Origin of the sequence: Litoribacillus peritrichatus, from assembly GCF_039537985.1 — a bacterium.
GTDB classification, from domain to species: Bacteria; Pseudomonadota; Gammaproteobacteria; order Pseudomonadales; family Litoribrevibacteraceae; genus Litoribacillus; species Litoribacillus peritrichatus.
In genome coordinates, this window is record NZ_BAABBN010000015.1 from 23,538 (window position 1) to 50,293 (window position 26,756).

At 45.5% G+C, this 26,756-nt stretch carries 23 protein-coding genes and 1 pseudogene; 16 read left to right on the forward strand and 8 right to left on the reverse strand.

All coding sequences use genetic code 11. The features are described from left to right. Positions 1 to 48: 48 nt before the first annotated feature. The 12 genes from ABD744_RS19460 (at position 49) to ABD744_RS19515 (ending at position 15,428) form a co-directional block, all read left to right on the forward strand. A complete protein-coding gene (locus ABD744_RS19460; protein WP_344800254.1) occupies positions 49 to 1,023 on the forward strand; it encodes a DUF808 domain-containing protein in 975 nt (324 codons plus the stop codon). 211 nt (positions 1,024 to 1,234) lie between these two features. Further along, complete coding sequence (locus tag ABD744_RS19465) at positions 1,235 to 2,158, forward strand: hypothetical protein (protein ID WP_344800255.1); 924 nt, start codon at positions 1,235 to 1,237, stop codon at positions 2,156 to 2,158. Continuing rightward, the gene (locus tag ABD744_RS19470) at positions 2,155 to 2,982 is read left to right on the forward strand and encodes an HAD-IIB family hydrolase (RefSeq protein ID WP_344800256.1); all 828 of its coding nucleotides are present in this window, start codon (positions 2,155 to 2,157) and stop codon (positions 2,980 to 2,982) included. Before ABD744_RS19465 ends, ABD744_RS19470 begins: the two co-directional genes overlap by 4 nt. Before the next feature lie 8 nt (positions 2,983 to 2,990). Continuing rightward, positions 2,991 to 4,217 (forward strand): glycosyltransferase family protein, encoded by a 1,227-nt coding sequence (locus ABD744_RS19475; RefSeq protein WP_344800257.1) that lies wholly within the window; start codon positions 2,991 to 2,993, stop codon positions 4,215 to 4,217. A gap of 14 nt (positions 4,218 to 4,231) precedes the next feature. Then, positions 4,232 to 6,028 (forward strand): sugar phosphorylase, encoded by a 1,797-nt coding sequence (locus ABD744_RS19480; protein ID WP_344800259.1) that lies wholly within the window; start codon positions 4,232 to 4,234, stop codon positions 6,026 to 6,028. 365 nt (positions 6,029 to 6,393) lie between these two features. After that, positions 6,394 to 7,650, forward strand: coding sequence for an NAD(P)/FAD-dependent oxidoreductase (locus tag ABD744_RS19485; RefSeq protein WP_344800260.1), 1,257 nt, complete (start codon positions 6,394 to 6,396; stop codon positions 7,648 to 7,650). A 2-nt stretch (positions 7,651 to 7,652) separates the two neighbouring features. Continuing rightward, positions 7,653 to 10,370: a molybdopterin-dependent oxidoreductase gene (locus ABD744_RS19490; RefSeq protein ID WP_344800261.1), complete on the forward strand. Its 2,718-nt coding sequence runs from the start codon at positions 7,653 to 7,655 to the stop codon at positions 10,368 to 10,370. A 517-nt stretch (positions 10,371 to 10,887) separates the two neighbouring features. After that, complete coding sequence (locus ABD744_RS19495; protein ID WP_344800262.1) at positions 10,888 to 11,739, forward strand: AraC family transcriptional regulator; 852 nt, start codon at positions 10,888 to 10,890, stop codon at positions 11,737 to 11,739. A 394-nt stretch (positions 11,740 to 12,133) separates the two neighbouring features. Continuing rightward, complete coding sequence (locus ABD744_RS19500) at positions 12,134 to 13,639, forward strand: radical SAM/SPASM domain-containing protein (protein ID WP_344800263.1); 1,506 nt, start codon at positions 12,134 to 12,136, stop codon at positions 13,637 to 13,639. Between the two features lie 24 nt (positions 13,640 to 13,663). Next, entirely contained in the window at positions 13,664 to 14,401 is a 738-nt protein-coding gene (locus ABD744_RS19505) for a 2OG-Fe dioxygenase family protein (RefSeq protein WP_344800264.1), read from the forward strand. Then, positions 14,398 to 15,111: an AzlC family ABC transporter permease gene (locus tag ABD744_RS19510; RefSeq protein ID WP_344800265.1), complete on the forward strand. Its 714-nt coding sequence runs from the start codon at positions 14,398 to 14,400 to the stop codon at positions 15,109 to 15,111. The genes ABD744_RS19505 and ABD744_RS19510 overlap by 4 nt, the downstream gene beginning before the upstream one ends. After that, positions 15,108 to 15,428 carry a hypothetical protein gene (locus ABD744_RS19515; protein WP_344800266.1) on the forward strand — a complete coding sequence of 107 codons (321 nt, stop codon included), beginning with the start codon at positions 15,108 to 15,110 and terminating at the stop codon, positions 15,426 to 15,428. The genes ABD744_RS19510 and ABD744_RS19515 overlap by 4 nt, the downstream gene beginning before the upstream one ends. A 538-nt stretch (positions 15,429 to 15,966) precedes the next feature. On the opposite strand, the gene ABD744_RS19520 is transcribed toward ABD744_RS19515, so the two are convergent. From ABD744_RS19520 to ABD744_RS23210, 3 genes and pseudogenes are all read right to left on the reverse strand, one after another. Next, positions 15,967 to 16,983: an IS110 family RNA-guided transposase gene (locus ABD744_RS19520; protein ID WP_344800267.1), complete on the reverse strand. Its 1,017-nt coding sequence runs from the start codon at positions 16,981 to 16,983 to the stop codon at positions 15,967 to 15,969. Positions 16,984 to 17,213: 230 nt separating this feature from the next. Then, positions 17,214 to 17,642, reverse strand: a complete 429-nt coding sequence (locus ABD744_RS19525) for a hypothetical protein (RefSeq protein ID WP_344800269.1) — start codon at positions 17,640 to 17,642, stop codon at positions 17,214 to 17,216. Then, positions 17,639 to 17,887 (reverse strand): annotated as a pseudogene (locus ABD744_RS23210) (T6SS effector amidase Tae4 family protein); the annotation flags it as partial. The gene ABD744_RS19525 and the pseudogene ABD744_RS23210, both read right to left, overlap by 4 nt. Before the next feature lie 83 nt (positions 17,888 to 17,970). Between ABD744_RS23210 and ABD744_RS19530 the strand changes: the two are divergent. Then, a protein-coding gene (locus ABD744_RS19530; protein WP_344800270.1) for an IS3 family transposase occupies positions 17,971 to 19,139 on the forward strand; the annotation gives its coding sequence in 2 pieces (ribosomal slippage) (positions 17,971 to 18,217 and positions 18,217 to 19,139; 1,170 coding nt in all). 104 nt (positions 19,140 to 19,243) lie between these two features. Here ABD744_RS19530 and ABD744_RS19535 read toward each other — a convergent pair. Next, positions 19,244 to 20,008 (reverse strand): type 1 glutamine amidotransferase domain-containing protein, encoded by a 765-nt coding sequence (locus tag ABD744_RS19535; protein WP_344800271.1) that lies wholly within the window; start codon positions 20,006 to 20,008, stop codon positions 19,244 to 19,246. Positions 20,009 to 20,396: 388 nt separating this feature from the next. Here ABD744_RS19535 and ABD744_RS19540 point away from each other — a divergent pair, with 388 nt between their 5' ends. After that, positions 20,397 to 21,149 carry a substrate-binding periplasmic protein gene (locus ABD744_RS19540; RefSeq protein WP_344800272.1) on the forward strand — a complete coding sequence of 251 codons (753 nt, stop codon included), beginning with the start codon at positions 20,397 to 20,399 and terminating at the stop codon, positions 21,147 to 21,149. A gap of 65 nt (positions 21,150 to 21,214) precedes the next feature. Here ABD744_RS19540 and ABD744_RS19545 read toward each other — a convergent pair whose 3' ends face one another. Then, positions 21,215 to 22,291, reverse strand: a complete 1,077-nt coding sequence (locus tag ABD744_RS19545; RefSeq protein WP_344800273.1) for a PQQ-dependent sugar dehydrogenase — start codon at positions 22,289 to 22,291, stop codon at positions 21,215 to 21,217. 139 nt (positions 22,292 to 22,430) lie between these two features. Next, entirely contained in the window at positions 22,431 to 23,771 is a 1,341-nt protein-coding gene (locus ABD744_RS19550) for a dicarboxylate/amino acid:cation symporter (RefSeq protein WP_344800274.1), read from the reverse strand. 267 nt (positions 23,772 to 24,038) lie between these two features. On the opposite strand from ABD744_RS19550, the gene ABD744_RS19555 reads away from it, so the two are divergent. Further along, positions 24,039 to 24,395: a VOC family protein gene (locus ABD744_RS19555; RefSeq protein ID WP_344800275.1), complete on the forward strand. Its 357-nt coding sequence runs from the start codon at positions 24,039 to 24,041 to the stop codon at positions 24,393 to 24,395. A gap of 145 nt (positions 24,396 to 24,540) precedes the next feature. Continuing rightward, a complete protein-coding gene (locus ABD744_RS19560; RefSeq protein ID WP_344800276.1) occupies positions 24,541 to 25,485 on the forward strand; it encodes an endonuclease/exonuclease/phosphatase family protein in 945 nt (314 codons plus the stop codon). 45 nt (positions 25,486 to 25,530) lie between these two features. Here the strand turns inward: ABD744_RS19560 and ABD744_RS19565 are convergent, their stop codons facing one another. After that, positions 25,531 to 26,133, reverse strand: coding sequence for a hypothetical protein (locus tag ABD744_RS19565; RefSeq protein WP_344800277.1), 603 nt, complete (start codon positions 26,131 to 26,133; stop codon positions 25,531 to 25,533). Positions 26,134 to 26,135: 2 nt separating this feature from the next. Beyond that, positions 26,136 to 26,609 carry an RNA polymerase sigma factor gene (locus ABD744_RS19570; RefSeq protein WP_344800279.1) on the reverse strand — a complete coding sequence of 158 codons (474 nt, stop codon included), beginning with the start codon at positions 26,607 to 26,609 and terminating at the stop codon, positions 26,136 to 26,138. Positions 26,610 to 26,756: the final 147 nt, after the last annotated feature.

Sequence of the window (26,756 nt, forward strand, 5' to 3'; positions counted from 1 at the left end):
ACATTAACGCCTCTGAATGAGACGATATCGAGAATACAAGGAGGTTTTGTGGCAGCTTCAAGTTTATTGGCCCTGTTGGATGACATAGCAACGTTGCTGGATGATGTTGCGGTTTTGTCGAAAGTTGCGGCTAAAAAAACGGTGGGTGTGCTGGGCGATGATTTGGCTTTGAATGCTCAGCAGGTTTCCGGCGTAAAAGCCAATCGAGAACTGCCCGTGGTCTGGGCGGTGGCTAAAGGCTCGTTTCTGAATAAGTGTATTTTGGTGCCGGCGGCGTTGGTCATCAGTGTATTTTTACCGGCGCTGATTATTGTGTTGCTGATGTTAGGTGGTTTGTTCTTGTGTTTTGAAGGCGTAGAGAAGTTGGCTCATAAGTTTTTTGAGAGCAAGGAACAAAAAGAAGCTAACCATCAGGAAAAGTTAAAAGCAATTCAGGATAAAAAAGTGGACCTGGTTGCGTTGGAAAAGAAAAAAATTAAAGGTGCGATACGCACAGATTTCATTTTATCCGCAGAAATCATTGTGATTTCTTTGGGTGCCATTCAAAGTGCGCCGTTTTTAGAGCAAGTGTTAACGATTTCGGCTTTGGCTGTGATGATTACCGTTGGGGTTTACGGGCTGGTGGCTGGTATTGTTAAGCTGGACGATGCCGGTTTGTATCTGGTCAATAAAGCTCAGGCGGCGTCTGAAAAATCGGTTGTAACTAAGCTTCAAGAGTCTATCGGTTTTGGTGTGTTGGCGTTTGCGCCATTCCTGATGAAATCTTTATCGGTCTTGGGCACGTTGGCGATGTTCATGGTCGGTGGTGGGATATTGGTGCACGGTATTCCTGGTGGTGAAGCTTGGCTGCATCATGCAGCAGAGTCAATGATGGGCAGCTTGGCAAGTTCCGAGTCGGTCATCTCCATCGGCTCGATGGTGGTTCAAACCGTGGGCACTGCGATTTTTGGTGTGCTTGCTGGTGCACTGACACTGATCCTTGTCCAGTTCGGCTTTAAGCTGGCCGGGAAAGAAATGCACTAACCATTCTGTCGTGATTCTTTTTGGTGCATCTTGACTGAATAGATAACATTTCTATTTTAGTTTAGGTGCACACAGCGTTTAAATTCTCTTCTTTTTATTTGTTCTATTCTTTTTACACCCTTAACTGCGCGACTTACCAAGATTGGTATGCATCGTGCTGAGATAGTATATCGATTTCAGATATGACGACTTTCATCGAGGTGTATTTGCAATGGCAGGTTTCATTCAGAACTTTCTTCTTCAGTATTGCTTGCCTGATAGCTATGAAAGTCATGCGCGCAGGTATTTTGATCCTGTGGCTGAAGCACTTGCCGCTCAGCAAACTCAAATGTCCCGTCCGTTGTTTATCGGTTTGAATGGTTGTCAGGGTTCAGGGAAAACGACCTTGGCCAGTTATTTACTCGCGTGGTTTTCTGCGCACAACCTGAACGCCATCAGTATTTCTTTAGACGACTTTTATTATGGAAAGTCGCAACGTTCAGCGCTTGCCCGAACGGTGCATCCGTTATTAGCAACGCGCGGTGTGCCCGGCACCCACGATACCGAATTGGCCCGGACGGTGTTATCCAAACTGGCCAATGGTGAAACAGGCATTCGCATTCCTGCATTCAACAAAGCACAAGACGATCGGGTTCCTGAATCCGAGTGGCGAGTGACCCAACAAGCGATGGATGTGGTCTTGATCGAAGGTTGGTGCTGGGGGGCGACCCCTCAGCACGAAGACGAATTGAAGACACCTGTGAATGCCATGGAAGCAAATGATGACGAAGCGGGCATTTGGCGCCGTTATGTGAATGAATGCCTGGCAACTCAGTATCCGGTGTTGCACCAGTTTATGGATGTCTGGCTGATGCTGAAAGCGCCTTCCTTTGATTGTGTGTATCAATGGCGTTTAGAACAAGAACAAAAGCTGGTAGGTGCTTTGTCGGAAGCGGAAGCTAAGAAGGCATCGGGGGTGATGTCTCCCGATCAAATCAGCCGCTTTATTCAATATTATCAACGTTTGACGGAACACCTGCTGGTGCATTTACCCAACAGCTCGGATGTAGTTTGGGCGCTGGACTCAAACCGAGGGATTGAATCTATGGTGTTTTCCGAGGCATTTTCTTCACTGATTAAGGACGGTGTTTCATGACGGCCCAATATCTGGTGTTTACGGATTTAGACGGCACCTTGCTGGATCATTACAACTACAGTTATCAGGCGGCGGAACCAACGTTAGAGGCATTGGAACGTCAGCAAATTCCGGTGATTCCCACTACCAGTAAAACCCGGGCGGAGTTGATTCAGTTACGTCAGGATCTGAAGAATCAGCACCCGTTTGTGATCGAGAATGGGGCGGCGGTGTTTATCCCGAAAGCCTATTTCCCGACCCCGCCAGAGGACGTGGAGGAGGTTGACGAGTTTTGGGTGCGTTCGTTCTCTCCCAAACGTTTGTATTGGACTCAACTGTTGGAGTCTCTGTTTGTCCGGTTCAAAGACCAGTTCACTTATTTTTCGAAAATGGGCGTCACGGACATAGTAAAAGCCACCGGCTTATCGGAAGCGGATGCCGCATCAGCGAACGAGCGCGAATACAGTGAACCCATTTTGTGGATAGGGACAGAAGAGCGAAAAACAGAGTTCAAACAGGTGCTGGCAGAGCATGGTATTTGGGTCATTGAAGGGGGGCGTTTTTTGCACCTGAGTAATGGTTGCGATAAAGGCAAGGCGCTTAAATGGTTAACATCCGTGTATCAGTCGAACTCCCCGGATCAATCCATGTTCACCATTGCGTTGGGGGACAGCCACAATGACGTGGCCATGTTAGAGGCCAGCGATCAGCCCATCATTATCAAATCGCCCACCAAGCACCCACCTAACTTAACCACCCACCAACCCATTATTATCAGCCGACAATGTGGCCCTGAAGGGTGGAGTGAAACCTTGAACCGATTTTTATCTATTGCTAAATATTGAGGCCCGTTATGGCAGACTTTTATCAAAATGGAATTATTACTACGCTTCATAATTTATCGGATCGAAGCAATGAAGACCTGGAACAGGAGCTGATGGAGTTTTCCAAAAGCCGGCCGATGTCTTTGATTTTGCCTTCGTTATTTTCCGAACTGGAAGGGGATGCGTTACCGAACATCGTTGGCCACCTGAAAGACGTGCCGTATTTATCGGAAATTGTGATTGGTCTGGACCGCGCCGATGAAGCCCAGTATCGCCATGCGCTGAATTTCTTCAAAGAACTGCCACAACATCACCGGGTGTTATGGAATGATGGGCCGCGACTGAAAGCTCTGGATGCGGAACTGATGGAGTTAGGCGTGGCCCCCCGTGAAATGGGCAAGGGCCGTAACGTTTGGTATTGCATGGGGTATACCTTGGCGTCCGGTAAGGCGGAATCGGTGGCGTTGCACGATTGTGACATTGTGACTTATGAAAAAGAGTTGCTGGCCCGCTTGATCTATCCGGTAGCAAATCCCCGTTTTAACTACGAATTCTGTAAAGGATTCTACGCGCGCGTGGCCGATGGCAAGATGAATGGCCGTGTATCCCGGTTATTGGTCACGCCGCTGCTTCGCTCGTTTAAGCGAGTCATTGGTTATCGCGATTATCTGGAATACATGGACAGTTTCCGTTATCCACTGGCCGGTGAGTTTTCTTTCCGTCGGGATGTGTTGCATGACATCCGTATTCCAAGTGACTGGGGTTTAGAAATCGGTGTGTTGTCAGAAATGTACCGCAACTACGCACATAATCGTTTATGTCAGGTGGACATTGCCAAAACCTACGATCACAAACACCAGAAATTATCGATTGGTGATGATCAGGGCGGTTTGTCGAAAATGTCGATCGATATCACCAAGGCGCTGTTCAGAAAGCTGGCGACTCAGGGCGAAACCTTCACCACTGAAACCTTCCGTTCTTTGAAAGCGACTTACTACCGAATTGCGCTCGATTTTGTGGAAACCTACCACAATGACGCCGTAATGAATGGCCTGAAACTGGACATTCATAACGAAGAAAAAGCGGTGGAAATGTTCGCGGAAAACATCATGAAGGCCGGGCAGCACTTCTTGGAGCGCCCGATGGAACGGCCGTTCATTCCAAGCTGGAACCGTGTAGTCAGTGCCATGCCGGACGTGTTGGAGCGCCTGAAAGAAGCGGTTGAACTCGACAACCAAGAGTTTGGCATGAATTAAGGGTGTAAGCGCTTATGAATACTTTGCATCTGAAACTGGAACAACAGTTGGAATTCATCTACCAAGACGTGGATGAGGTGAAGGATTATCGGGCATTGGCCTCGTCTTTGATGGCGGCCATGGGGTTGTATGAAGGGCCGCATGGAGAAACTGGTCCCCATGAACCTGTGGCGTTTCAGAACCACTGGTCTGAACAGGATGTGGTATTGATCACCTATGGCGACAGCCTGGTTCAGCAACGAGCGAATCAGGAAGAGGAAATCCCACCGGGTGAATGCCTGCTTCAGCAAAAGCCTTTAATCACCCTGAAGCGCTTTCTGGATGATTACTGTCAGGATGTGGTGAACAGCGTTCATATTTTGCCGTTTTATCCTTACAGTTCCGACGATGGTTTTGCTGTCATTAATTATTCGGCGGTGAATGAGTCTCTCGGTGGCTGGAACGATATTAATGCCATTTCAGAAGACTATAGAGTTATGGCTGATCTGGTAATCAATCACTGTTCAAGCCGCAGTGTCTGGTTTGATAATTTCATCAAAGGCGAAGGGCCGGGTCACGACTTCTTTTTTACCTGTGATCCTTCCGAAGATGTCTCGCAAGTGGTGCGGCCGAGAACCTCGCCCCTGTTGAGGGAAACTCAGACGGCGGACGGCATCAAACATGTGTGGTGTACCTTCAGTCACGATCAGGTGGACTTTGATTTCAGAAACCCAAAAGTGTTGTTGGAATTTGTCTGGATCATCCGCCTTTATTTGGATAACGGCGTCAAAATATTTCGTATGGACGCCGTTGCTTTTTTATGGAAAAAAGTGGCCACTTCTTGTTTGAATCTTGAAGAAACCCATGAGATTGTCCGCTTGCTGCGCACCTTGATTGAACACGCCCAACCGGATGCGGTGATCATCACCGAAACCAACATCCCCAACCGAGAAAATCTGGCCTATTTCGGCAACGCCAACGAAGCCCATTGTGTGTACAACTTTTCCCTGCCGCCACTGTTGGTGAACACCTTAATAACCGGCAGCTGTAAGCACTTAAAACAATGGATGATGAGTATGCCGCCCGCGCAACAAGGCACGGCTTACTTCAATTTCATTGCTTCCCACGATGGCATTGGCTTAAGGCCGGCAGAAGGGCTGCTCAGTGAGAAAGAACTGAATGTGATGATCAGTACCATGCAAAGTTTCGGTGGTCGGGTCTCCATGCGTGCGCTGGACAACGGTAAAAACAAACCATATGAAATTAACATAGCGCTGGTGGATGCGCTTCAAGGCACAACCGAAGGGCCGGATCGTTGGGGCATTGCCCGGTTTGTATGCGCACACAGCATTATGTTTGCTTTGGAAGGCATTCCTGGTTTGTATATCCACAGTTTACTGGGCACTCATAATGATTACGAGAAACTAAAACACACCAACCACAATCGTTCTATTAACCGTCACCGTTGGGATTACCAGGCACTGCAGCAGCAATTGGCGGAAGAAACGTCTGACCACCATAAAGTATTTAATGAATTAAAAAACCTATTGGCAATTCGAACCAAGCAGGCGGCGTTTCACCCTAATGCCACACAGTTTACCTTGCATTTAGGTGATCAGCTGTTTGGCTTTTGGCGGCAAAGCATAGATCGCAGCCAAAGCATTTTCTGCATTTACAATATATCCAATGAAGAGCAGATCCTGAACTTATCTGAAGTGAACCTGATTGATCTTGATGAGTGGCGAGATTTGATTACCGGTGACTATCTTCAGAACATCTCTGGCCAACTTGCGATGAGTCCATATCAGGTGTTGTGGATCAGCAACAAATGATTGCTCAAAGGTGGATTTGTTGTGCGTTGTTTTGGTGCAAGGAGCGTGGGTGGTGAAATAAAAAGCACCGATTTTCTATGTGTTAGAATTAAGATGATAGCCAGATGAGCGCGGGTTCTGGGGCTTTGCCAAAAGAAAACCTGCACAAGGCTGGTGTTTTGTCTGGATGGTATGTAACTTGCTGAATTTAGGCAAAGAATCAGGTCTGTCTTGCAGGCTGTTGATTTTCGTTATCGAGGCAGGACTAATCAGGCAAAAACGCGGATTTTAGAGATAATAAATGAGCATTTTGAGCCTGATTTTAACGCCGTTAGGGCAACGCAGATAGAAAATCAACAACCTGCTAGATCATTGGGAGTTTAAGAATGACACAGCAGTTGGTCGTTATCGGTAATGGCATGGCTGGCATGAAGGCCGTTGAAGAGCTGTTAGCCGCTGCGCCTGAAAAATTTTCCATCACTGTATTTGGTGCAGAGCCATACGGTAATTACAACCGAATCATGCTTTCCCCGGTGTTGTGCGGGGAAAAGTCCATCGAAGACATCATCATCAATGATCGCCAGTGGTATCAGGATAACCACATTACCTTGCATGCCGGGCCGGATAAGGCCGTGGTGGACATTGATCGTCAGCGCAAGGTGGTGACTGCGAAAGACGGTACCGAAGCGCATTACGACCGTTTGCTGATTGCCACAGGCTCCAACCCGTTTATTCTCCCCATTCCCGGAAACGATCTTGAAGGCGTCATTGCGTTCAGAGACATCTACGACGTCAACAAAATGCTGAGCTACAGCGAAACCAAACAGCACGCCGTAGTGTTAGGCGGTGGTTTGTTGGGGTTGGAAGCCGCTAACGGTTTAGCCCAGCGGGGCATGCACGTAACGGTGGTGCACAGCAACGAAGTGTTGTTGAACCGTCAGTTGGACGGCACCGCCGGACACCTGCTGCAATTGGAACTGGAGAAACGCGGCGTGCATTTCAAAATGCCGGCCAAAACCCAAGCGTTAATTGATAACGGCGAAGGCCACGTTTCCGGAGTTCAATTTGCTGATGGTTCAGAGCTTACCTGTGATTTATTCGTGATGGCCATTGGCGTGCGCCCGAACATGAAACTGGCGGAATCCGCCGGCATTCATTGCGAACGGGGCATTGTAGTCAGTGATACCTTACAAACCTATGATCCAAGCGTTTACGCGGTGGGTGAATGCATTCAGCACCGGGGCGATACTTTTGGCTTGGTGGCACCCTTGTTTGAACAAGCCAAAGTCTGCGCCAACCATTTAAGCGGTCACGGCGTGGCGGAATACAAAACCCTACCCAGTGCCACCAAGTTGAAAGTCACCGGCATTAACTTGTTTTCCTTAGGGGATTTCTTGGGTGACGAAGAGTGCGAGATCATTCGTTTCTCTGATCCTTCCGCCAGTGTCTATAAAAAACTGGTGATCAAAAATCATTGCATTGTGGGCGTGGTCTTGTACGGCGACACCAAAGACGGTGCCTGGTATCAAAGCTTGTTAGAACAACGGACGAACATAGAAGATATGCGGGAATTACTGATTTTCGGACAGGCCTATTTTCAAACGGAATTAGTTCAGACGGAATTAGCGGGTGAGGTTGGATAGTCATGCAGAACGAACAGAATCTCATCGCGAAAGAAGAGAGCAATACTCAAACCATCAAAACCACCTGCGCCTATTGCGGTGTCGGGTGTGGTATTGAAGCCGAAGTGGATGTGGAAAACCGCGTGGTTTCAGTGAAAGGCGACCCAGAACATCCATCAAATTATGGCCGCTTGTGTTCCAAAGGCTCCGCCTTGGGCGAAACTTTGGGTCTTTCCAGCCGCTTATTACAACCTCAGGTTTATGGCCGCCCAGCCAGTTGGGACGATGCGCTTTCGCTGGTGGCAGAGAAGTTTCAGGCAGTCATCGATGAATACGGCCCTGAAGCGGTGGCCTTTTATGGCTCCGGCCAGTTATTAACCGAAGATTACTACGTCGCCAATAAGCTGATGAAGGGCTTCATTGGTGGTTCTAACATCGATACCAACAGTCGTCTCTGTATGTCGTCTTCGGTGGCGGGCCACAAACGCGCTTTTGGTACCGATACGGTGCCTGCGTGTTACGACGATTTCACCGAGGCCGATTTAATCGTCTTGGTCGGTTCCAACACCGCGTGGTGTCACCCCGTATCGTTTCAGCGCATCCGGGCTGCGAAAGAAGCCAACCCGAATTTAAAAGTGGTGGTGGTTGATCCCCGCAAAACCAACACCTGTGACATTGCGGATTTACACATCCCGGTGAAAATCGGCAGCGATGTGGCCTTATTCAATGGCTTGTTGAGTTATCTGTACCAAGAAGACGCCTTAGATCAAGCCTACATTCAAGCCCACACCGAAGGTTTTGAAGACGCCATTCAGGCCGCCCAGACGGATGCCTTTAACGTTTACACCGTGGCCGAAAAATGCGATCTCGCCCCGCACGTGGTGGAGACCTTCTTCCGCTGGTTTAAGGAAACCGACAAGACTTTAACCTTATACAGCCAAGGGGTGAATCAATCCTCTTCCGGCACCGACAAAGTGAATTCGATTTTAAACTGCCACTTGGCCACTGGCCGAATGGGCAAGCCGGGCACCGGGCCTTTGTCTCTCACAGGGCAACCCAACGCCATGGGCGGCCGTGAAGTGGGCGGTTTGGCCAATACCTTGGCCGCGCACATGGAGTTCAACCCGGATGACTTGGATCGCGTCGCCCGTTTTTGGAACACCGAGTCACTGACTCAAGCTCCAGGCTTGCCAGCCGTGGATTTATTTGATGCCGTGGCAGACGGAAAAATCAAAGCCATTTGGGTGATGGCCACCAACCCCGTGGCCAGTATGCCCAATGCCGATAAAGTGCGAGGCGCCATTGAAAATTGCGATTTCGTGGTGGTGTCCGATTGTGTGGCTCATGCTGATACTTTGGATTTGGCCCACGTGAAATTACCCGCCGCAGGCTGGAGTGAGAAAGACGGTACTGTGACCAATTCCGAACGCCGTATCTCCCGCCAGCGAGCTTTGTTGCCACTGGCGGGTGATTCCAAACCCGATTGGTGGATCATCACCCAACTGGCCCACCGAATGGGCTTTAAAGACAGCTTCCCCTACGAAACCAATGCCGACATATTCCGTGAACACGCGCAGTTATCCGGCTTTGAAAATTCTGAGAATGAACGCTTAAGGGATTTTAATATCTCCAAGTTTTCGGACATCAGCCAGGCAGAATACGATGCCCTGATGCCCGTTCAATGGCCGGTGACGCAAGATACACCCAACGGGGTGGATCGCTTCTTTGCCAACGGCGGTTTCTACACCCCAAATAGAAAAGCCAAGCTGGTGGCGGTGGAATCTCGCAAGCCTGAAAACTTGCCGAACAAAGACTGGCCATTGGTATTAAACTCCGGCCGGGTTCGGGACCAATGGCACAGCATGACCCGCACAGCCTTGGCTTCGCGCTTGAATCAACATAAGCCGGAACCCTTTGTGGAAATCACCCCTGCCGACGCTGAAAAGTACCGGCTGCAAAACGGCCATTTGGCAATCATTAAAAGCCAGTGGGGCGAAATGCTGGCCCGAGTGGAAGTGACCGACCGCTTACCGCAAGGCGATTTATTCGTGCCCATGCACTGGACCTCCCAGTTCAGTAACCACGGCCGAATGGGCGTGGTGGTCAACCCTGTGGTTGATCCAATCTCGTTCCAACCTGAAAGCAAACACACCCCCGTCAGCATTGCACCATTTGAGGCCGCTTGGCACGGCTTCATTATTTCTCGCCACCCGCTGATTCTGGATGGCATTGATTACGTGGTGTTGGTGAAGGGCGAAGGCTACTTCCGATACGAACTGGCGGGCTCCCGCTCCATTCGCAGCTGGCAGTCGCACTTATCCAGCCAGTTGGTGCCTCATTCCGGCGAGCTGGAATGGCAAACCTACCATGACCCGGCCAAATCGCTGTTCCGCACCGCCTGTTTCCATGACGACGAGCTGCAAGCCGTGTTGGTCACCGGGCCGGATTACGCATTGCCGGACCGAAACTGGATCGGCTCACTGTTTGACTCTGCCAAAGAGGAAGGGCTCAAAATCGACGAACGTATGGCACTGTTGACTGGTAAACCACCGCTGGGCACGCCGGACGTAGGCAAAATCATCTGTGCGTGTTTTAACGTGGGTGAAAAAACCATCGAAAAAGCCATTCAGGAAGGCAACCTCAAAACCCACCAAGAAGTAGGGCAATGCTGCAAAGCGGGCACCAACTGCGGCTCTTGTGTACCGGAGATCAAAGGGATCTTGGCGGCAGTGGGGAAATAGGGCGGTTTTTTAAAGTAAATAATCGGTGGAACAAGGCGATTGAACGGTTGTTTCATGGTTTATTACTTTGGTTCTTTATTTTTTTTACTTAAGTGAATAACACCTTAATTGACATGGAAAGGTCTACTCACTGCAATGACAGCCCCAAGCTCCGAATTTAATACCTCATTGGCCCAACGTTCCGGCTATTATTCAGGCTGAACTGACGACGGCTGTGAAACTGATTCACCAGACCAGCAAGAAAGAGGTCGCCATGATCTGGCTATTCGGCAGTTACGCCCGTGGTGATTTCATTAATGAAAGTAGACAATCGTGGTCTTGATTTTGAGTAGGGGAGAAGAAAGAATACCTGGTGGAAATGGGCAATTTGAACGAGTTTCATTTTGAGGTAAATCGGAGTCAATGGTTCTCAAGGTACTTCACATCGAGCCAGAAAGTAATACTATAGTCTGCTGTTCTACATACTTATTAGCACTGGTTGTAAAAGGTTCATAAGCTATTGATAGACATCAATCTTATGAAGAATATACTGTTTTCTAGTGTTGCCATTAAAATGAAAAAAGGTTTAATAATGAAAACAAAGGATTGGGCGAGGTTAGCGGCACCGTCAGCTAAGCTTGAAAGAATGGAAGCGTATTTTTCTGGGTATGGTTTCGCACCGCATCGTCATGATACATATGCGATTGGTCTGACAGTGGCTGGAGTACATAACTTCAATTACCGTAAGGTTATAAGACATAGCTTACCCGGTAATGCAGTAATTTTGCATCCTGATGAATTGCATGATGGTGAAGCTGGAACTCAGGAAGGGTTTCATTACAAAATCCTTTATATCCAGCCTGAACTTATCCAAAATATTTTAGGAGGCCAGTCACTTCCTTTTGTTCCTGATGGTGTTTCAAAAGACACCAGAATTACTTCAGCTGTTTCTGGTCTATTGGATCGACTAGATAATCCTTTAGAGTCTCTTGAAGAAGATGACGGTGTTTATGATCTTGTACAGGCAATGTCGGCTGTATCGAATCAAAAAATTAAACGTCGAAAACTTAATTATTCCGCTGCAGAAATGGCTAGGGAGTACATCCTGAACTGCTTAGACAGGGTTGTGACTTTAGAGGATCTTGAGTTGATAACAGATACTGACCGCTGGAGTCTTTCAAGGGATTTTCGAGCTTTGTATGGCACTAGCCCTTATCGTTATCTGACATTGAGGCGTCTTGATAAAGCTAGAGCTATGATTCGGCAGGACATGGCTTTGGTTGATACGGCGATAAGCTGTGGTTTTACGGATCAAAGCCACATGACACATCATTTCACTAAAAACTACGGTATTACTCCTGGGCGTTGGGCTGAGATTCTAAGCGCTTAATTCTTTTCTAAAACTTGCAGGATCATACAAGATCCTTCTTTTTTTTATCCATAGAATCTTTCGAGACTTAGTAAAGAGCAAACTGCATGACTGACTTCAGTTGTGTCAGCTGTGACTTATTGCAAAGTCTAAATGGCTTCTTGAGCGCATTGCTTAAGGGCATTTTTACTGGTTTACAGCAACGAAAGGAATATTTATGAAATTGGATAGCAAAATTAATTCACTAGAAAGCACTGTAGGCGGAACTGTTGGTGGGACTGTTGGTGGGACTGTAGGCGGAACATTTGGTCTAGATAGTATTAAGCTTGCCACTAGTCTGACTAAGTAAATTGTTAGCCGCCTGTTGCCTACAGGCGGTTTTTGATAAGAACTCTGTATACATGTAGGGAATTTAATGATAACTGCTGACGTTGTAAAAACTAGAAACTTTATCTTATCGAACGATATTGTTCAGCATCGGGTTGGTAATCGAACTGCTGCGTATAACCGCCTTTTAGGAGGGTTGTTTTTCCTTGATGACGCTGCTAATGATTTGTTGATGGAGTTCAAACGCTCCTTACCTGTGCCTGAAAGAGTTTTGGGTAATGAAGCAAGAACTCGTAAAGAAGAATTAATACAGCAATTAATCGCCAGAAGAGTTCTTGTTGAAACTACAAAGCCTGAAATAACTTTTGAAAATGAAGAGGTTGAAAAAAAGGTTAATATTATTCAATTGATTTTAGCGAATGCTTGTAACTTTGGATGTACTTATTGCTTTGAGGGCGTTCAGGGTAAAGAAATGTCTGCTGAAGAAGAGGCTGATAAGGTAGATGAGTCACGAATTATTGCGAAAGATGCCATCAAAGTAAATATCGAAGACTCAATCTATGCTTCCAAGGAACGTTTTGAGCATCAGTATAGTCCTCAAAATAGATCAATGAAGCCTGAAGATGGTATTAGCTACGTCACTTCGGCTCTGAATGTTGCTCGTTCTGAAGGAGTAAGGGAGGTTATGATCCAATTTTTTGGAGGGGAGCCTCTACTTAACTGGAGGACCATAAGAGCAGTACTTGAGCACTTTGGGCGGGGAGAACGAGAAGATATCATTATCAACTATTCCACCGTTACTAATGGATCTCTTATTACAGATGAAGTCGCCAAAGTATTTGCTGAATTTGAAGTGGCAGTATGTGTAAGCGTTGACTCTCCTAATAGTCCTAGTCGACCATTAAAGAATGGCGACGACAGTATGCCTACGGTTATGCAGGGTCTTCGTTTATTGCAAAAATATAAAAATCGAATTGCCATTAATGCCGCTTTAACCTCTTCGACATGGGATGATTTCAATGAATCAATTGTTGACCTAGCTGTAGATGTGGGTGCTAAAGAAATTGGAGTTGTTGTTGATTTTGACCCGACTTTTTATTCGGAATATGGTGCGGATAATATTGTTGAGCATTTATGGCGTGTAGTGAAATATGGTCGTACAAAAGGAGTCGTATTAACAGGTTATTGGCATCAAATTTTTCAGGTTATGCTTGGTTTTGACACCGTCAGTCATCGTGGTTTTAAAAACTGTTCGGCGAAAGGTGCTCAGTTCAGTATTGAACCAAACGGGTCTGTTTTTGCCTGTAAAGCTGGTTCTACTTTGTTAGGGAATATTCTAGATGAATCCAAAATTTTGAATGACTCTCCATATTTAGAGCATGCAGGACTTCGACGAGATAATCCGGAGTTCTGTAACGGTTGTGAGATTGAAGGGTTTTGTGGTGGTCTTTGTCTCGGCCCATTAGAGAAAAAGTTTGATTCTATTGGTGCTGTGGAGGTGTCTGCTTGTGACTTTTATCGTGGAATCACTCGTAAACATATTGAAGCAATTCAGCCTTTTGAAATAGCAACATTTAATTTACAGCCAGTGTAATTTACAGAAGGGAGATTAACGACTATGAACTCGGTGCTTAAACAAACAGACCCAAAACTTTCTGTAGACGGAGATTATCTCAAGCAGGGGTTTTGCGTTATTGATATGCCCACTCTTTCCGATGAAGAGTTAGATTCATTTAATCATATGCCTAGAGACGGACATAGTTTGAGTAGGCTTCGAAAGATACGTCTTACTCAATATTTTGGTTTTTGGGATGAAATTGAGTGGGTATTTGCTACTCTACCACAGCGTAAATATGTGCAGTCTGCAGATTATATAAAGCTCAGTGAAGCTGGTGGTGTTCCTCGACATAGAGAGCAATTAACAGTTGATCCTTCTTCGCTTGTTTCAACGGTTTTAGAGAGTCTTCCCGTAGATCGAGAAAGAATGTATCAAATAAATGTTAACCAGATTCGTGTAATAGCGAACAGTGAATTTAAGGGTATTACTGTTCCTGAAGGACCTCATCGAGATGGTCATGAATATAGCATTATTGCAATAGCGAAGCGGCATAATGTGACGGGAGGTGAGACTCAGGTTATAGATCCGAATACGAACGAAGTCCTTTACAAGACTACTTTGTCAGAAAATCAGGCGATTCTGATTGATGATGAGCGTTTTATCCATTACGCGACGCCTATTGAAGCAGATAAAGGCGACATTGGTTATCGTGATATTTGGGTGATTGAAATCAGTCCTTGGGAAAATAGAGCTTATGGCCCTGCGCATGAACGTAAGGCTTTGGGATCTAAACGATGAGTGTTTCTCGTGAACACCTGATAGCGGGGAGTAAATCTGTAGCTCGGGAGGCTATACTCCGGGCATTACCTCCCGCTTTGGCAATCATTCCGGTCAGTATGCTCTTTGGTATTCTGGCAGTAAGGGCTGATTGGGATTTAATTCAAATATTGGCTGCTAGTTTGTTTGGTTTCACCGGTAGTGGGCAGTTTGCCCTTCTACCATTAACTGAATCTGGCGCTGGTTTTATGACGATGTTATTGCTTTGTGCTTCTATTAATAGTCGTTATTTGCCTATAAGTTTGACTACACACTCAAGATTACCAAAGTCTTTTCTTGAGCGTATTTCCGTTGCTCATATGCTTGGAGATGAAGCCTATGCAACAGAGAGGGATAGCGACTCTATTAATACTATATCGAGAGTAAGGGTTATTATTTTTCTTACTTGGGTTGTTTCGGGGGTTGTTGGTGGTCTGCTGGGGCAAGCTATTCCCAATGACTGGATCGGAGAAGACATATATTTGGGATTCCCTGCCAGTGTTGTGTTGGTTTATTTATCTGTTGTTCAATTGAAGGTGCGAATGAGGGGGGTCTACAGGCTTCAAGTAATCCTTGTGATGGTTTGCTGTATGCTTACTATCTTTTTTATTTATGTTTTGGGTCCTGTTTATTTTTGGCTTCCTGGGGTAGCGGTAACGACGATAGTTCTATATCTGTGGGGTAAAAAATGAATGACTATGCTTATATGGCTGTTCTTGCTTTGCTCAGTACTAGTCTGTTGGTTCGAATCCTTCCTGCGTTCATTAATATTAGGATAAACTCTAGTGCTAAGGTTTGGGTTGAGCACATCATCCCCTCAGCCGTATTCTTAAATTTTATAGTGTATATCGTTATTCAAGAGGTTAACGTTGCTCCAGTGCCTGCAATTGTTTCTCTATTTGCCGTAGGTCTATGTGCATATTTTAGAATTAGTGGGTTGATCTTAACCGTGGTTTTGGGAAGTGTGATATATTATTTTCTTGTTGATTTTTTCGGCGATATTGCTTGATGGTAGTCTCTGAACAATGAATCAAAGGGTCACTCATTAGCCAGCCGGAGTCAACAGTCCGCACGATGCTGATAGGGGCAATTTAAGGTTGTCCTTAAAGTTTATTTCTGTAATACCGTTAATTCTGTGAACACCCAATTTTTTCAATCATATGGTGTCGGTAGTGATCCGTATCAGTCACCTATCAGGATCAAGGTAATGGAAGATAATGCCATCTATACCCCTAGCTAAAATAATAATGGACATATATGGACGCCCCTGCGGTGTCAAGGCACAGGCTAGCAATGCCTTGAGCCTTCTAAGCTCCAAAGCCCTTGTTTATCACTTTACTGGTATCACGTCTTGTCAGATGAGGTCAGGGTAATGCTGACATATATCCGGCCTAAGGCTTTGTTCTACCTGGCCCTAATGAGATCCGCACTTGATGGCCAAAAACATCCACTCGGCATTAAATGCCTTGTCCATGACAGGCTTACATCAAGTACGGGTTACCCGCTTTTTCATCACTCATAATGATTACCAGAGTTCATCGTCTTTATTATGCTTGCACGTACCTTTCATTCTTGTGGAGTAAAATCCAGGCAATTCTTGCCAAGCGATTAGCTAGTGCAACGATCGCTTTACAGCTTCCCCGTCGTTCTGCCAGTTGTTTCACCCATAAAGAAAGCTTGTCCGTTTTATCATGGCAGAAGCTTAAATAGGCGCGTGCTCCATGTACTAGCTGCTTTCTCAGGTATCGGTTACCGCGTTTAGTGATACTCCCTGAGGTCGATTTCTCACCACTGGCGTATTGCCTTGGCGTCAACCCTAACCATACCGATAGATCTTTGGCTCGTTTAAATTGCTGCCCATTGCCAATGGCGCTGTATAACGCTGTGGCATTAATCACCCCAATACCGGGAATACTATGCAGCAGCTGGCAGGTAGGGTGAATGTTTAAAATCGTATGGAGCTGCTTTTCAAGTTTGGTGATGTGTAAATTAATGAGATCAAGTTCATTCACAATTAACTTGATTTGAGCATACACAAGCGGTGTTAAGTGGATGTGACCTTCAATAGCCAGCAACCCAATTCTAGTCTTAAAGTTCGAGTAACTCTTTGGGAAGATAATACCGTATTCACTCAACAAGCCACGAGTTTGATTAACCAATCCTGTTCGCTGTCTAACAAGACGCTCCCGGATTCGATGAAGCGATTGAATATCCTGTTGCTCAATTGTTTTAATGGGCACAAATCGGATATTGGGCCGCATGGAGGCTTCTGCAATAGCCAAAGCATCGTTGTGATCGTTTTTGTTTCCACGAACAAAAGGCTTAACGTGTTGCGCTGGAATTAACCGAACCTGGTGCCCCATAGACTGAAAGACTCTTGCCCAGTAGTGACTGGAATAACAGGCCTCCATAGCAACAATCGACCTTGGTTGTTGTCGCATTAAATCGGCTAGTTTGTTTCTGGAAACTGATACGTTTTTTTGCACTCTTCCTTGAGATGACATGATACATACCTGAAATACATTTTTTGCCAAATCGATGGAAATGGTATTAAGCTTATTCATGGTGGATGCCTCTCAATTAACTGAAGGTTAGAAACTCAGTTTGGCGCATCGACGCCGATTTAGCAGGGGCGTCCATCTCATCATCCATGATAAGAGCTTTGGCTGATGGTTTTGGTACTGACAAATCGATCACTCATCCTAAGAAGAGTGATCGATAATACTTTTATTAAGATGGCTGTCCGTTTTTTCGTTTTGCTAGAAAGCTGAGCTCTTAAGCCCAGCCATTTTAATTATAGAATTTTATCTTTTGCGTTTAGTTTTGTAGAAAAATATTGATACGCTTGAATTTCTCTAGCCTGATAGCATGATGAGCTTTTTTTAATTACTCTTGTTGCTCTGACTTCATTGGTCTTCGTCACACCCATAGCCGTGTACTCTGATTTACAACTATTCCCAAGCTTAAGATTATTTTCTACAAAGAAAATGTACATCCCGTTTATAAATTCAATATGAGGAACATTACTTTCAGGGTGAGTTACAATTCTGCAATCACCCTGCTCAGAAAAAACTGGCGAGTACGATGCAGTTGTTTCATTCTTTGTAAACGATAATGAACAAACAGAGTTCATCATGATGTTGGTATCAAATAACCGAATAATCTCATTACTTGCTGCATAACTGCATGCAGAGAGCAACAAACAAACTAATGTTTTTTTCATGAACTTAACACCCAAAGCCAAATAATCTTTGCATCCCAATAGTCTGACCCTACTGGCCCCTCTCCATCCCATAAATCAATATGACCTTGCCCAGAGTACCCAGGAATCCCCATATAGCAAATAATACCTTTTTTACCTTTTGCTAAACTTGGAACTTTTGCATCTGCATTTCCATTCCACCCATAGGATCTTGGGCCAAGTACAGTTGGCTGTGCTAATACAGAAGCAAGATCTTGCGCTCCTCTGACATAGGCGTGTGCATATGAGGTGGTCTAATAGATTTGTACAGTCCAGTTAAGGATAATAATCCAAACTGGAGTTAGTAAATATGACCACAAGAAATAAGTATTCAAAAGAATTTAAACTTGATGCAATTAGCTTGGTATTGGAGCAAGGCTATAGCAGATCAGAAGCAGCCAGAAGTCTAGGGATTAATGCCAATATGCTCGGACGCTGGATCAAAGAAAGTGAAGCAGATGATGCCCTGGCTTTTCGCGGGAATGGAAAGTTAACTCCAGATCAAGAAGAAATACGAAAGCTCAAAGCGCAAGTGAAACGCCTTGAAATGGAGAAACAAATTTTAAAGGAAGCGACGGTCTTCTTTGCCAAAGAAACGAAGTAAAGTATTCGTTTATCGCCCAAAAGAAGAAGACCTGGCCCGTTGACCTGATGTGTCGATTAATGGGAGTAACTCGCTCAGGCTATTACAGTTTTCAAAAACGTAATAAGAACAAGCCTGATGACCCAAAACACAAGGAAATGCTGGAATGGATACAAGATATTGCCGAGTCCAGTGGCTACACCTATGGCTATCGGCGAATGAAAGCTGCATTGAATATCCTGAGTTATCCGGTTGGCCGAAACAAAACTAAAAAACTCATGGTAGAAGCTGGAGTTAAAGTTCGCAGCCGAAAGAAATACAAAGTCACAACGAATAGTAATCACAAGCAACCCGTGTATGAAAACCTACTGAATAGAGAGTTTAAAGTTGATCAGCCTAACCAGGTTTTTGCTTCAGATATCACCTACATCTGGACACAGGAAGGCTGGCTATATCTTGCAGTTGTCATCGACCTCTATTCCCGAAAAGTTGTAGGTTGGAGTATGGGATCACGAATGAAGTCGAAGTTAGTTTGCGACGCGCTGAAAATGGCTATCTGGCAACGTCGGCCTCAACCGGGATTGATTCATTATTCAGACCGAGGTTCCCAATATGCCAGTAAAGCTTTCAGAAACTTACTGAAGATCCAGGGGTTTTGTGGAAGCATGAGTCGCAAAGGGGATTGTTGGGATAATGCTGTTGTCGAGAGCTTCTTTGGTAGCTTGAAACAGGAGCGAGTTCAATGGAAAAGCTATCAAACAAGATATGAAGCTCAGCAGGATATTCTGAACTACATATCAATGTTTTATAACAGTCAGCGCTTGCATTCCTACTTGGGTTACAAAAGTCCAAATGAATTTGAACAGGAAATGGCAGAACTGAGAAATGTTGCTTAACTGGGTTGTCCAAATATGCTTGACCACGTCAATACTTAAAAGCACAGCCCCTAATCCACCGCTAAAGCTTTCTTCCAAACTAAGCGATGGATTAGGTATCTAAACTATTTCTTCTGCAACATGGCAATGATGCTCTGAGCTGCTTTCTTGGCTGAAGCCGGGTTCTGCCCAGTGACCAAACGGCCATCGACTACCACGTTTTCTTGCCATGCTTGACCCGGAATGTGTACCGCGCCAATTTCAGCCATCTTATCTTGCAACAAGAAGGGGACGATTTTTGTGGTGCCCAAGCTCGCTTCTTCCTCATTGGTAAAGGCAGAAACTCGTCTTCCTTCTGCTAGTAGCTTACCGTTCGATAATCTCAGATCCACCAGTGCGGCAGTCCCGTGGCAGATCGCTGATACGATGCCGTTATTCTCGTAAATGGCGGCGGATACACGGCTGATGTCAGCATTGTTCGGGAAATCCCACATAGGCCCTGAACCACCCGCGAACATAATGGCTTGGTAATCGTCCGGGTTGACCTCCGACAAGGGAAGACTGCGAATGACTTTCGCCATTAGCACTGGGTCATTTAAAAAGCGATCATGGAACTCATCTTCTTCCTTAAAGGCTTTGCTGTCCACGGGCGCCATGCCTCCTTCGATGCTGGCGACATCCACCTGAAAACCGGCTTCTGTGAACTCATAATACGGGTGGGTCAACTCGGGCAACCAAAAACCGGTTTTCTTACCCGTGTTGCCCAGTTCGGTATGGCTGGTGAGTACAATCAGAATTTTGATTTTGCTTGAACTTGCTTCGGAGGCGAAGAGCAAGCCATTAAACAACAGCGTTACTATCAGCACTGTAAAAGATAAAACGTTTTTCATCAGAAACTCCTTAAGTAAATAACATTCGTGGCCAACTCGAGTGAATGTTCGGATCAACTTCAGAACCCGAAGCCTAATTGTCGCTGCAGCCAAATCGTGTAAGGGATCTTAAATTGTTTCTTTTTGGTGGATAAGATAGGTGAATTGAATAATACTGTTGATTAAAAGTTGACAGTTTGGGCTGTTTTTAAAAGTTTGGAGAAATAGAGACGCCTACCTTGAGAATAACTGGCTGTAAGTTTGTATTACTGGGGAATTTACTGGTTATCGGTCAAGGTCAAAGATGGTTGTATTTTGACTCTGATGGGGCGCCCTTATGTCTGATATTTTTCCTGAATAATGAATTTCCCTGCTATGGTTATGAGGACTCGTCAGGTAAGTTAGCCTCATGCTTAGCCGAATTTTTCTTATATGGATTCTTATCTTCAGCGGATGGCTTTCAGCCAATGAAAGCACAGATAGCTCTCACTGGGTTATTGTGACGGGCCCTGATTTTCCACCGTATACCGATCCTGACTATCCGGCGGGCGGCTTGTTAGTTAAGCTGATTGACATGGTGATGCTTCAGGTGGAAGGGGAATACTCACTTAAGTGGTTGCCTTGGCGTCGAGGTTATTTGGAAACCATTGAAGGAAAATACATTGCCACTTTTCCTTATGTTCATACGCCTGAACGAGCCGAACACCTTCTCTATTCAGACCCCGTTATTGGTGTTGAAGAACGGCTGTTTGTCAGGGTTGATGATCATCGGGACTATAATCAACTTGAGCAGTTCGAGAAAGTGACAGGGTGCAAACCTGTTGGTTATAACGTCAATGCAGTACAAAATTTTTTGGACAGTGCCTCCCTTGAGATTCTTTGGGCCGACAAGCTTGAGACCTGTTTTTTACTGTTAAACCAGGGTCGTGTGGACTTGGTGGATATGGATAAGTACGTTGGATACGCATCCATTAGAAAAGCTGGTTTGCCAACCGGCGACTTTAAGATGCATGAGCGTATTTTGTTGACGCAAAGCATGCACCTTTTGGTGTCCAAAAAACATCCTAATGGTAATGCCTTTTTAAATACGTTCAATGCTTCATTGAATGAAGTCAGAACATCAAAAGCGTATCAAAGCCTTCTTAAAGAGTATCTTGAATAGGCAAAAGTTCTTTACGGTTACAGTGATTTTGGTAAGGCTTCAGCTTTACTGAGATCGAATACATTTCAAGGCACCAACCGATAAATATTCCCCTCATCCGTTGCGATCAGAATATCCCCGTTTTTTAATGCCAACACATCTCTTATTCGCTCATTCAGCGACGATAAAATACGTTCTTCATGGGTGATGTTTTGATGTTCATCGACACTCAATACATTGAGGTGGGTGAGTTTAAGTGCGCCAGCAATGAGCTTTCCGGTCAGTTCCGGATAGGTCTTACTGCGATAAAAAATCAGTGAACTTGGTGCGATAGAGAGGGTGTAGACCTTTTTAGGCGATTCCATTCCGGGGAGTTCTTCCGCTTCACCAACGCTGAAAGGCCCCCAGTATTCTTTGCCATGGGAGGCTCTGGCCCAGCCATAGTTTTGGCCTTTGACAATGAGATTGACTTCATCGCCACCGCGCGGGCCATGTTCGATGGACCATAGGGTTTTGTCTTGATGATCATAAAACAGGCCCTGTGGGTTTCGGTGTCCGTAGCTCCAAATTTCGGGCTGGGCATTCGCTTGACCCGCAAACGGGTTATCGTCCGGGACACGGCCGTCAGGGTGCAGCCGAATAATAGTGCCAGCATGGGTGGATAGGTCTTGGCCGTTATCTCTTACCCCTCGGTCACCGACACTGAAGAAGAGGTAGTTATCGTCGAAGGTAATGCGGCTACCGAAGTGACGACCTGTGTCGGAGTTGGATTGAGTGATTAGCAGATTCCGCCAGTTAACCAGCTTGTTTTCTTTGAGTGTTGTTATGGCCAGTGTGGTTTCGTAGCCCACTTTGACGTGTTTACTGTAAGTAAAATAAAGCGTATTAGGTGCAAAAGGGGAGACTGCCACATCAAGCAATCCGCCTTGGCCGTGCAGTGCGGATTCTTGGATGGTCGCGATGCGCTTGTATTTTTTGTTCGAAAGATTCAGCAGACCCACATGACCTGTTTTTTCTGTAATGATCAGTGTTTGGTCATCGATTTGTTCGATTGCCCAAGGGCTTTCAAGCCCAGAGATAATCAACTCAACCTGTCTTTCTTGAGCAGTAAGCACCGTCGAAAATAAGGTTAATACACAAACGAAAATCGGGGTCTTAAACACGGCGAACTTCCCTTGAATAAATGCTTGTTTAATTGCCATCAAAGGAAATAGAGTAAAGTGAAATTGGCTTGAACGCCAAATTTAAGTTGTAACCACTGCTGGATTTTTTAACGCTGATCTTAAGTGTTAAAGAGAGCTATTAACTCTCCCAGTAGTCAATGGGCTTTTGGCGGTCAGAAACGGGCAGCCATTTGTCCATGACACAACATGCGGTCATATCGCCGGTAACATTTAATGCGGTGCGGCTCATATCAAGAATACGATCCACGCCCAGTATTAAGGCGATGCCCGCACCGGGGACGCCGACACTTTCTAATAGCGTGGCGAGAATGACGATGCCGACACCTGGGGTACTGGGTGCACCGATGGATGCACCTACCGTTGTAATCATGAGAAGCAGCATGGCACTGAAACTGAGATCAATACCAAAGGCTTGCACCAGAAATAGCGCCGCAATGGTCTGATACATCGCGGTGCCATCCATATTGATGGTTGCGCCCAAAGGCACCACGAATTGGCCGATTGCCGGATTGACTTTGAGGTTCTGTTCCGAGGTCTTTAATGAAAGCGGCATGACAGCGGCGGAACTGGATGTGGAGAACGCCAACAGTTGAACGGAACGAATTTCTTTCAAGAAGCCCAGAGGAGAGCGCCCGGCCAGGACTTTCACCAGAATCAGATAGAACACCAGTAAGAAAACAAGCCCTGTTAATACGGTCAGTACATAGACCAGCATTCCAAGTAACGCATTCACGCCAATCTTAATGGTAATGTCACATAACAACCCAAATACGGCGTAGGGCGCAAGCATCATCGCCCAGCCAACGACCTTCATTGAAATGGACTGTACGGTATCCAATAATTGCAGCAGTAGTTTGGCTTTCTTTTGAGGCAGTGAGATGAGAGCGACGCCCATGATCATTGCGAAGACCACCAGTTGCAGCATGCTTTGATCTACGGTGGCTTGTGTCATGCTTTTCGGTAGAAGCGCAACAAGACGTTCCGGCAGGCTTGAATCGAGTGTATTCGTGACGGTTGGAGCGGATTGTTCGACCGAGGCAACCAGTGCGCCATCAATAAACCGACCGGGCTCAATCCAATTGGCAAGTAAGGCGCCGATGCTGACAGCAACGCAGGTTGTCAGTACAAAATAGGGAAAAATACGCAAGCCTATGCGTTTTAGGTATTCGGGGTCTCCTGCGGTCGCAACACCAAGCATAATGGAGCTGACGACTAAAGGAATGACCACCATTTGAATCAGAGCAAGAAAAATACTGCCTGGTAACTTAATCCATTCTGCGGCAACTTCCGCAGATGACTCTGAAAGTAAACCGCCGCCTTCTGGCGAGAGCATTAGGCCAACGCTGATACCCAGTACCAGCGCGATTAAAATTTGCGCCCACAGATGTTTTGAAATCATCACTCGGATGGATTTCAGGCTGTTATCAAAAGGCTGATACCAAGTTTGCGGTGTGGTCATACAATGTATCTAATGATGCTTGCTGTTGAATCAGTATATTATCGAACATGGATTGTAAGTTGTTTGAGCCGAGTCAAGCAAAGAGGCTATAAATAAAAGACTGGAATCGGCTTCGAAACCAACGAATACACCTTATTTTATGCTCGTACTAAGAAACCATTCAAGTTGAGCTTTTTCAAGCTGCTAAGCTTTCTTAACTCTCCTGACATCAGCTGTCAGTGGAGCGGAGATAGAATTCATCTCCTATTCAGTAGGAGAAACTAAGTTATGAAAATGAACTATTTCGTTGTTGGCACAAACAACATGGAATCTGCAATTCCGTTCTATGATTCACTTTTCGAGAAAACGGACTTTAAGAAAGTAGCACCGACAGAAAGAATGACCTATTGGTTGGGAGAGGATTTTGCATTTGCAGTAGCGATTCCCTTTGATGGGGAATCGGCTACGAATGGAAATGGAACCATGGTTGGTTTCAGTGTTGGCTCTACCGACGAAGTAAAAAGGCTTCACAAAAAGGCGATTGAATTAGGCGGTACTTGTGAGGGGGAGCCCAATCAACGGGGGCCTCGTTTTTCTGCGTATGTGAGAGATTTGGATAAGAATAAAATCTGTTTTTCTGATTAAATTGCTGACTCACCGGTATCAGCAAAGCTGATAAAAATGGAAATTTAAAAATAGAGCAGCAGGATGATGGATACTCACCCAAAGAACGTTTGCCAGATGCGTGTAGGTGTCTTTATTAAGGATTATTTCATTAGGGATTCGGACAATGTGGACCCAACTTAAACTGTCTTTGACCAGAATCTCGAAACTTTTCCTGATCATACTGACGCTCGTGAGTGGATTAAGCTACTTCAGCCACTCACACCTCAGTTTTGAATTGTTATCGCATTTCAGAATTCAGTATTTATGGCTATCTTTTGGGCTATCGGTCGTGTTTCTTTTTTTGAGGCAATACCGGTTTGGGCTTTTGGCTGCTGTGGTTCTATCAGCGAACGCCTACGATGTGGTTTCATTTTTTAGTCAAACCAAAGCCAATGCTGGTGGCTCTTCAAGTCATATTAAGCTTGTACTGAGTAATGTTCACTCCGGCAATGACCGTTACGATGAATTCATTAATTTCGTCAAAGCAGAAAGTCCGGATGTGTTCATTGTTTTGGAGATGAATCGAGCGTGGCTTAATGCACTTCAGCGGTTGAAAAGCCAATATCCATACCAAATTACCCGGCCTCAAAACGACAATTTTGGCATCGGTCTCTTTAGTAAAGCGCCTCTCGACAGTGCTGAAATTGTGCACATTGGTCAGGCAGGCCTGCCGAGTATCAAAGTCTCATCTTCAATCGGGGAGAAGCCGTATACCTTGATTGCCACGCACCCGCTTCCACCGATTAACCCGATGTTTTTCAGTGATAGAAATCAGCAGTTAGAGGCCTTGGCTGATGAACTGAGTCTTATTGATACTCCAAAGATATTGATGGGTGATTTGAACGTCACCATGTGGTCGGATGACTACACGCGTCTGGAGGCGTCCACGTCCATGCAAAACACCCGGATCGGATTTGGCGTTTTACCCACCTGGCCCGCCCAGTCGTCTGTGTTTGGAATTCCTATCGATCATTGCCTGGTTTCAGACGAATTTGAGGTGCTTGAAATGAAACTAGGAGCGGATATTGGATCGGATCATCTTCCGATCGTGATGAGGCTGGGGTTGTAGAGAGAAGGGCCTGCTAGACCCTATATTCGTCCCGATTAGAGTACATCACCTTTCTAACTCTCTTCTCAGCGCATAAAGCTGGTCTAATACGGGCTGCACTTTCGTTTTCGCTGAATGTTGGTTAAGGAAGTAAATCCCGATATGCAGCGCTAAGCAAAGCGTCCAATAGACCCAAGTGTCTGTATCGGGAATATAGCTTCCGGTTCGCTGGACATACCCGCCGTAAGACGACAATAAGATTGCAATAAACAGAGGGCTGAGATACCAGTAGGCTACGCTCTTCAAAAGTTTGATTTCTTTTTCTCGTTTTTCTATCTGAGTATTGAGCTTGGCAGACAGTGTCCAGTCGTCATTGGTGGTTACTTTTCGCCCAGAAATAATTTTCCAGGAAACAAAAAAACAGCTTACGATCATTGCAAGCATGCCTAAGTGAAACAAGGGATGGAGCTCTTTAGTAGTCAACCAAGTTAACCAAACTGCACTTAAGACAATTATGACTCCAGTGCAGGCGAACAACTCTATGGCCCAGGTCGCTTTGGCACTACGATCCAATTTATTCACCTGTTTTCTGATACTGTCAAAATCAATAGTTCCTTCTTTCATTGTTACTTCCTTCTCCCATGTGCTTTTCAAATCATCTAACTGCATAACTAAAACTCCATATAGCGGTCAGTAAACGCCTTTTTCAAACGGCTGATACGCACTTGAACCGCATTCAGTTGGATGCCTAGAACATCAGCCATTTCCTGCCCGCTTAATCCATCGAGATACATCATCAGCACTGAAGCATCGATGTCGTTAAGTGACGTCATGAAATCTTCTAATATTTCTGCTTGGCAGCGGTTACCAGTTGATACGTTCGGTTGTTTTAAGCTCTGAAGCTTCTGCTCAATTTCACGTTGTTTGACGACTTTACGGAGGCGGGTCATCGCGGTATTAAAAGCGACTCGGTAAACCCAGGTTTCAGGCTTGGATTGACCTCGAAAACTGTCAAAGCTACGCCATAGTTGCTCGAGAATCTCCTGATAAAGGTCGTCCTCACTTCCGTTGTCTGCATACCGCTTAGCTATTGCTCGGATACGACCAGCTTGTTCTCTGATTAGCTGCTCAAACTCTAGAGGCATGCAATATCCTTAATTGTTGCTTCATAACTTCTTCCATTGAGGTGCTTTGTATTATTGGTCGTGAAAAGAGTTGAAAACTTACAAACACAGGGAAAGAAGAATGTATGAGTTATTTCAATCAATTGTTTCAACAAATTTTTTGTGTTG

Bases quoted from the DNA above. Each gene is read 5' to 3' on its own strand.
- ABD744_RS19550 (WP_344800274.1), bottom strand. From the start codon at position 23,771: ATGACCACACCGCAAACTTGGTATCAGCCTTTTGATAACAGCCTGAAA.
- ABD744_RS19555 (WP_344800275.1), top strand. From the start codon at position 24,039: ATGAAAATGAACTATTTCGTTGTTGGCACAAACAACATGGAATCTGCA.
- ABD744_RS19510 (WP_344800265.1), top strand. From the start codon at position 14,398: ATGAGTGTTTCTCGTGAACACCTGATAGCGGGGAGTAAATCTGTAGCT.
- ABD744_RS19565 (WP_344800277.1), bottom strand. From the start codon at position 26,133: ATGCAGTTAGATGATTTGAAAAGCACATGGGAGAAGGAAGTAACAATG.
- ABD744_RS19535 (WP_344800271.1), bottom strand. From the start codon at position 20,008: ATGAAAAACGTTTTATCTTTTACAGTGCTGATAGTAACGCTGTTGTTT.
- ABD744_RS19505 (WP_344800264.1), top strand. From the start codon at position 13,664: ATGAACTCGGTGCTTAAACAAACAGACCCAAAACTTTCTGTAGACGGA.
- ABD744_RS19465 (WP_344800255.1), top strand. From the start codon at position 1,235: ATGGCAGGTTTCATTCAGAACTTTCTTCTTCAGTATTGCTTGCCTGAT.
- ABD744_RS19495 (WP_344800262.1), top strand. From the start codon at position 10,888: ATGAAGAATATACTGTTTTCTAGTGTTGCCATTAAAATGAAAAAAGGT.
- ABD744_RS19515 (WP_344800266.1), top strand. From the start codon at position 15,108: ATGAATGACTATGCTTATATGGCTGTTCTTGCTTTGCTCAGTACTAGT.
- ABD744_RS19540 (WP_344800272.1), top strand. From the start codon at position 20,397: ATGCTTAGCCGAATTTTTCTTATATGGATTCTTATCTTCAGCGGATGG.
- ABD744_RS19570 (WP_344800279.1), bottom strand. From the start codon at position 26,609: ATGCCTCTAGAGTTTGAGCAGCTAATCAGAGAACAAGCTGGTCGTATC.
- ABD744_RS19520 (WP_344800267.1), bottom strand. From the start codon at position 16,983: ATGAATAAGCTTAATACCATTTCCATCGATTTGGCAAAAAATGTATTT.
- ABD744_RS19485 (WP_344800260.1), top strand. From the start codon at position 6,394: ATGACACAGCAGTTGGTCGTTATCGGTAATGGCATGGCTGGCATGAAG.
- ABD744_RS19525 (WP_344800269.1), bottom strand. From the start codon at position 17,642: ATGAAAAAAACATTAGTTTGTTTGTTGCTCTCTGCATGCAGTTATGCA.
- ABD744_RS19500 (WP_344800263.1), top strand. From the start codon at position 12,134: ATGATAACTGCTGACGTTGTAAAAACTAGAAACTTTATCTTATCGAAC.
- ABD744_RS19560 (WP_344800276.1), top strand. From the start codon at position 24,541: ATGTGGACCCAACTTAAACTGTCTTTGACCAGAATCTCGAAACTTTTC.
- ABD744_RS19490 (WP_344800261.1), top strand. From the start codon at position 7,653: ATGCAGAACGAACAGAATCTCATCGCGAAAGAAGAGAGCAATACTCAA.
- ABD744_RS19470 (WP_344800256.1), top strand. From the start codon at position 2,155: ATGACGGCCCAATATCTGGTGTTTACGGATTTAGACGGCACCTTGCTG.
- ABD744_RS19480 (WP_344800259.1), top strand. From the start codon at position 4,232: ATGAATACTTTGCATCTGAAACTGGAACAACAGTTGGAATTCATCTAC.
- ABD744_RS19475 (WP_344800257.1), top strand. From the start codon at position 2,991: ATGGCAGACTTTTATCAAAATGGAATTATTACTACGCTTCATAATTTA.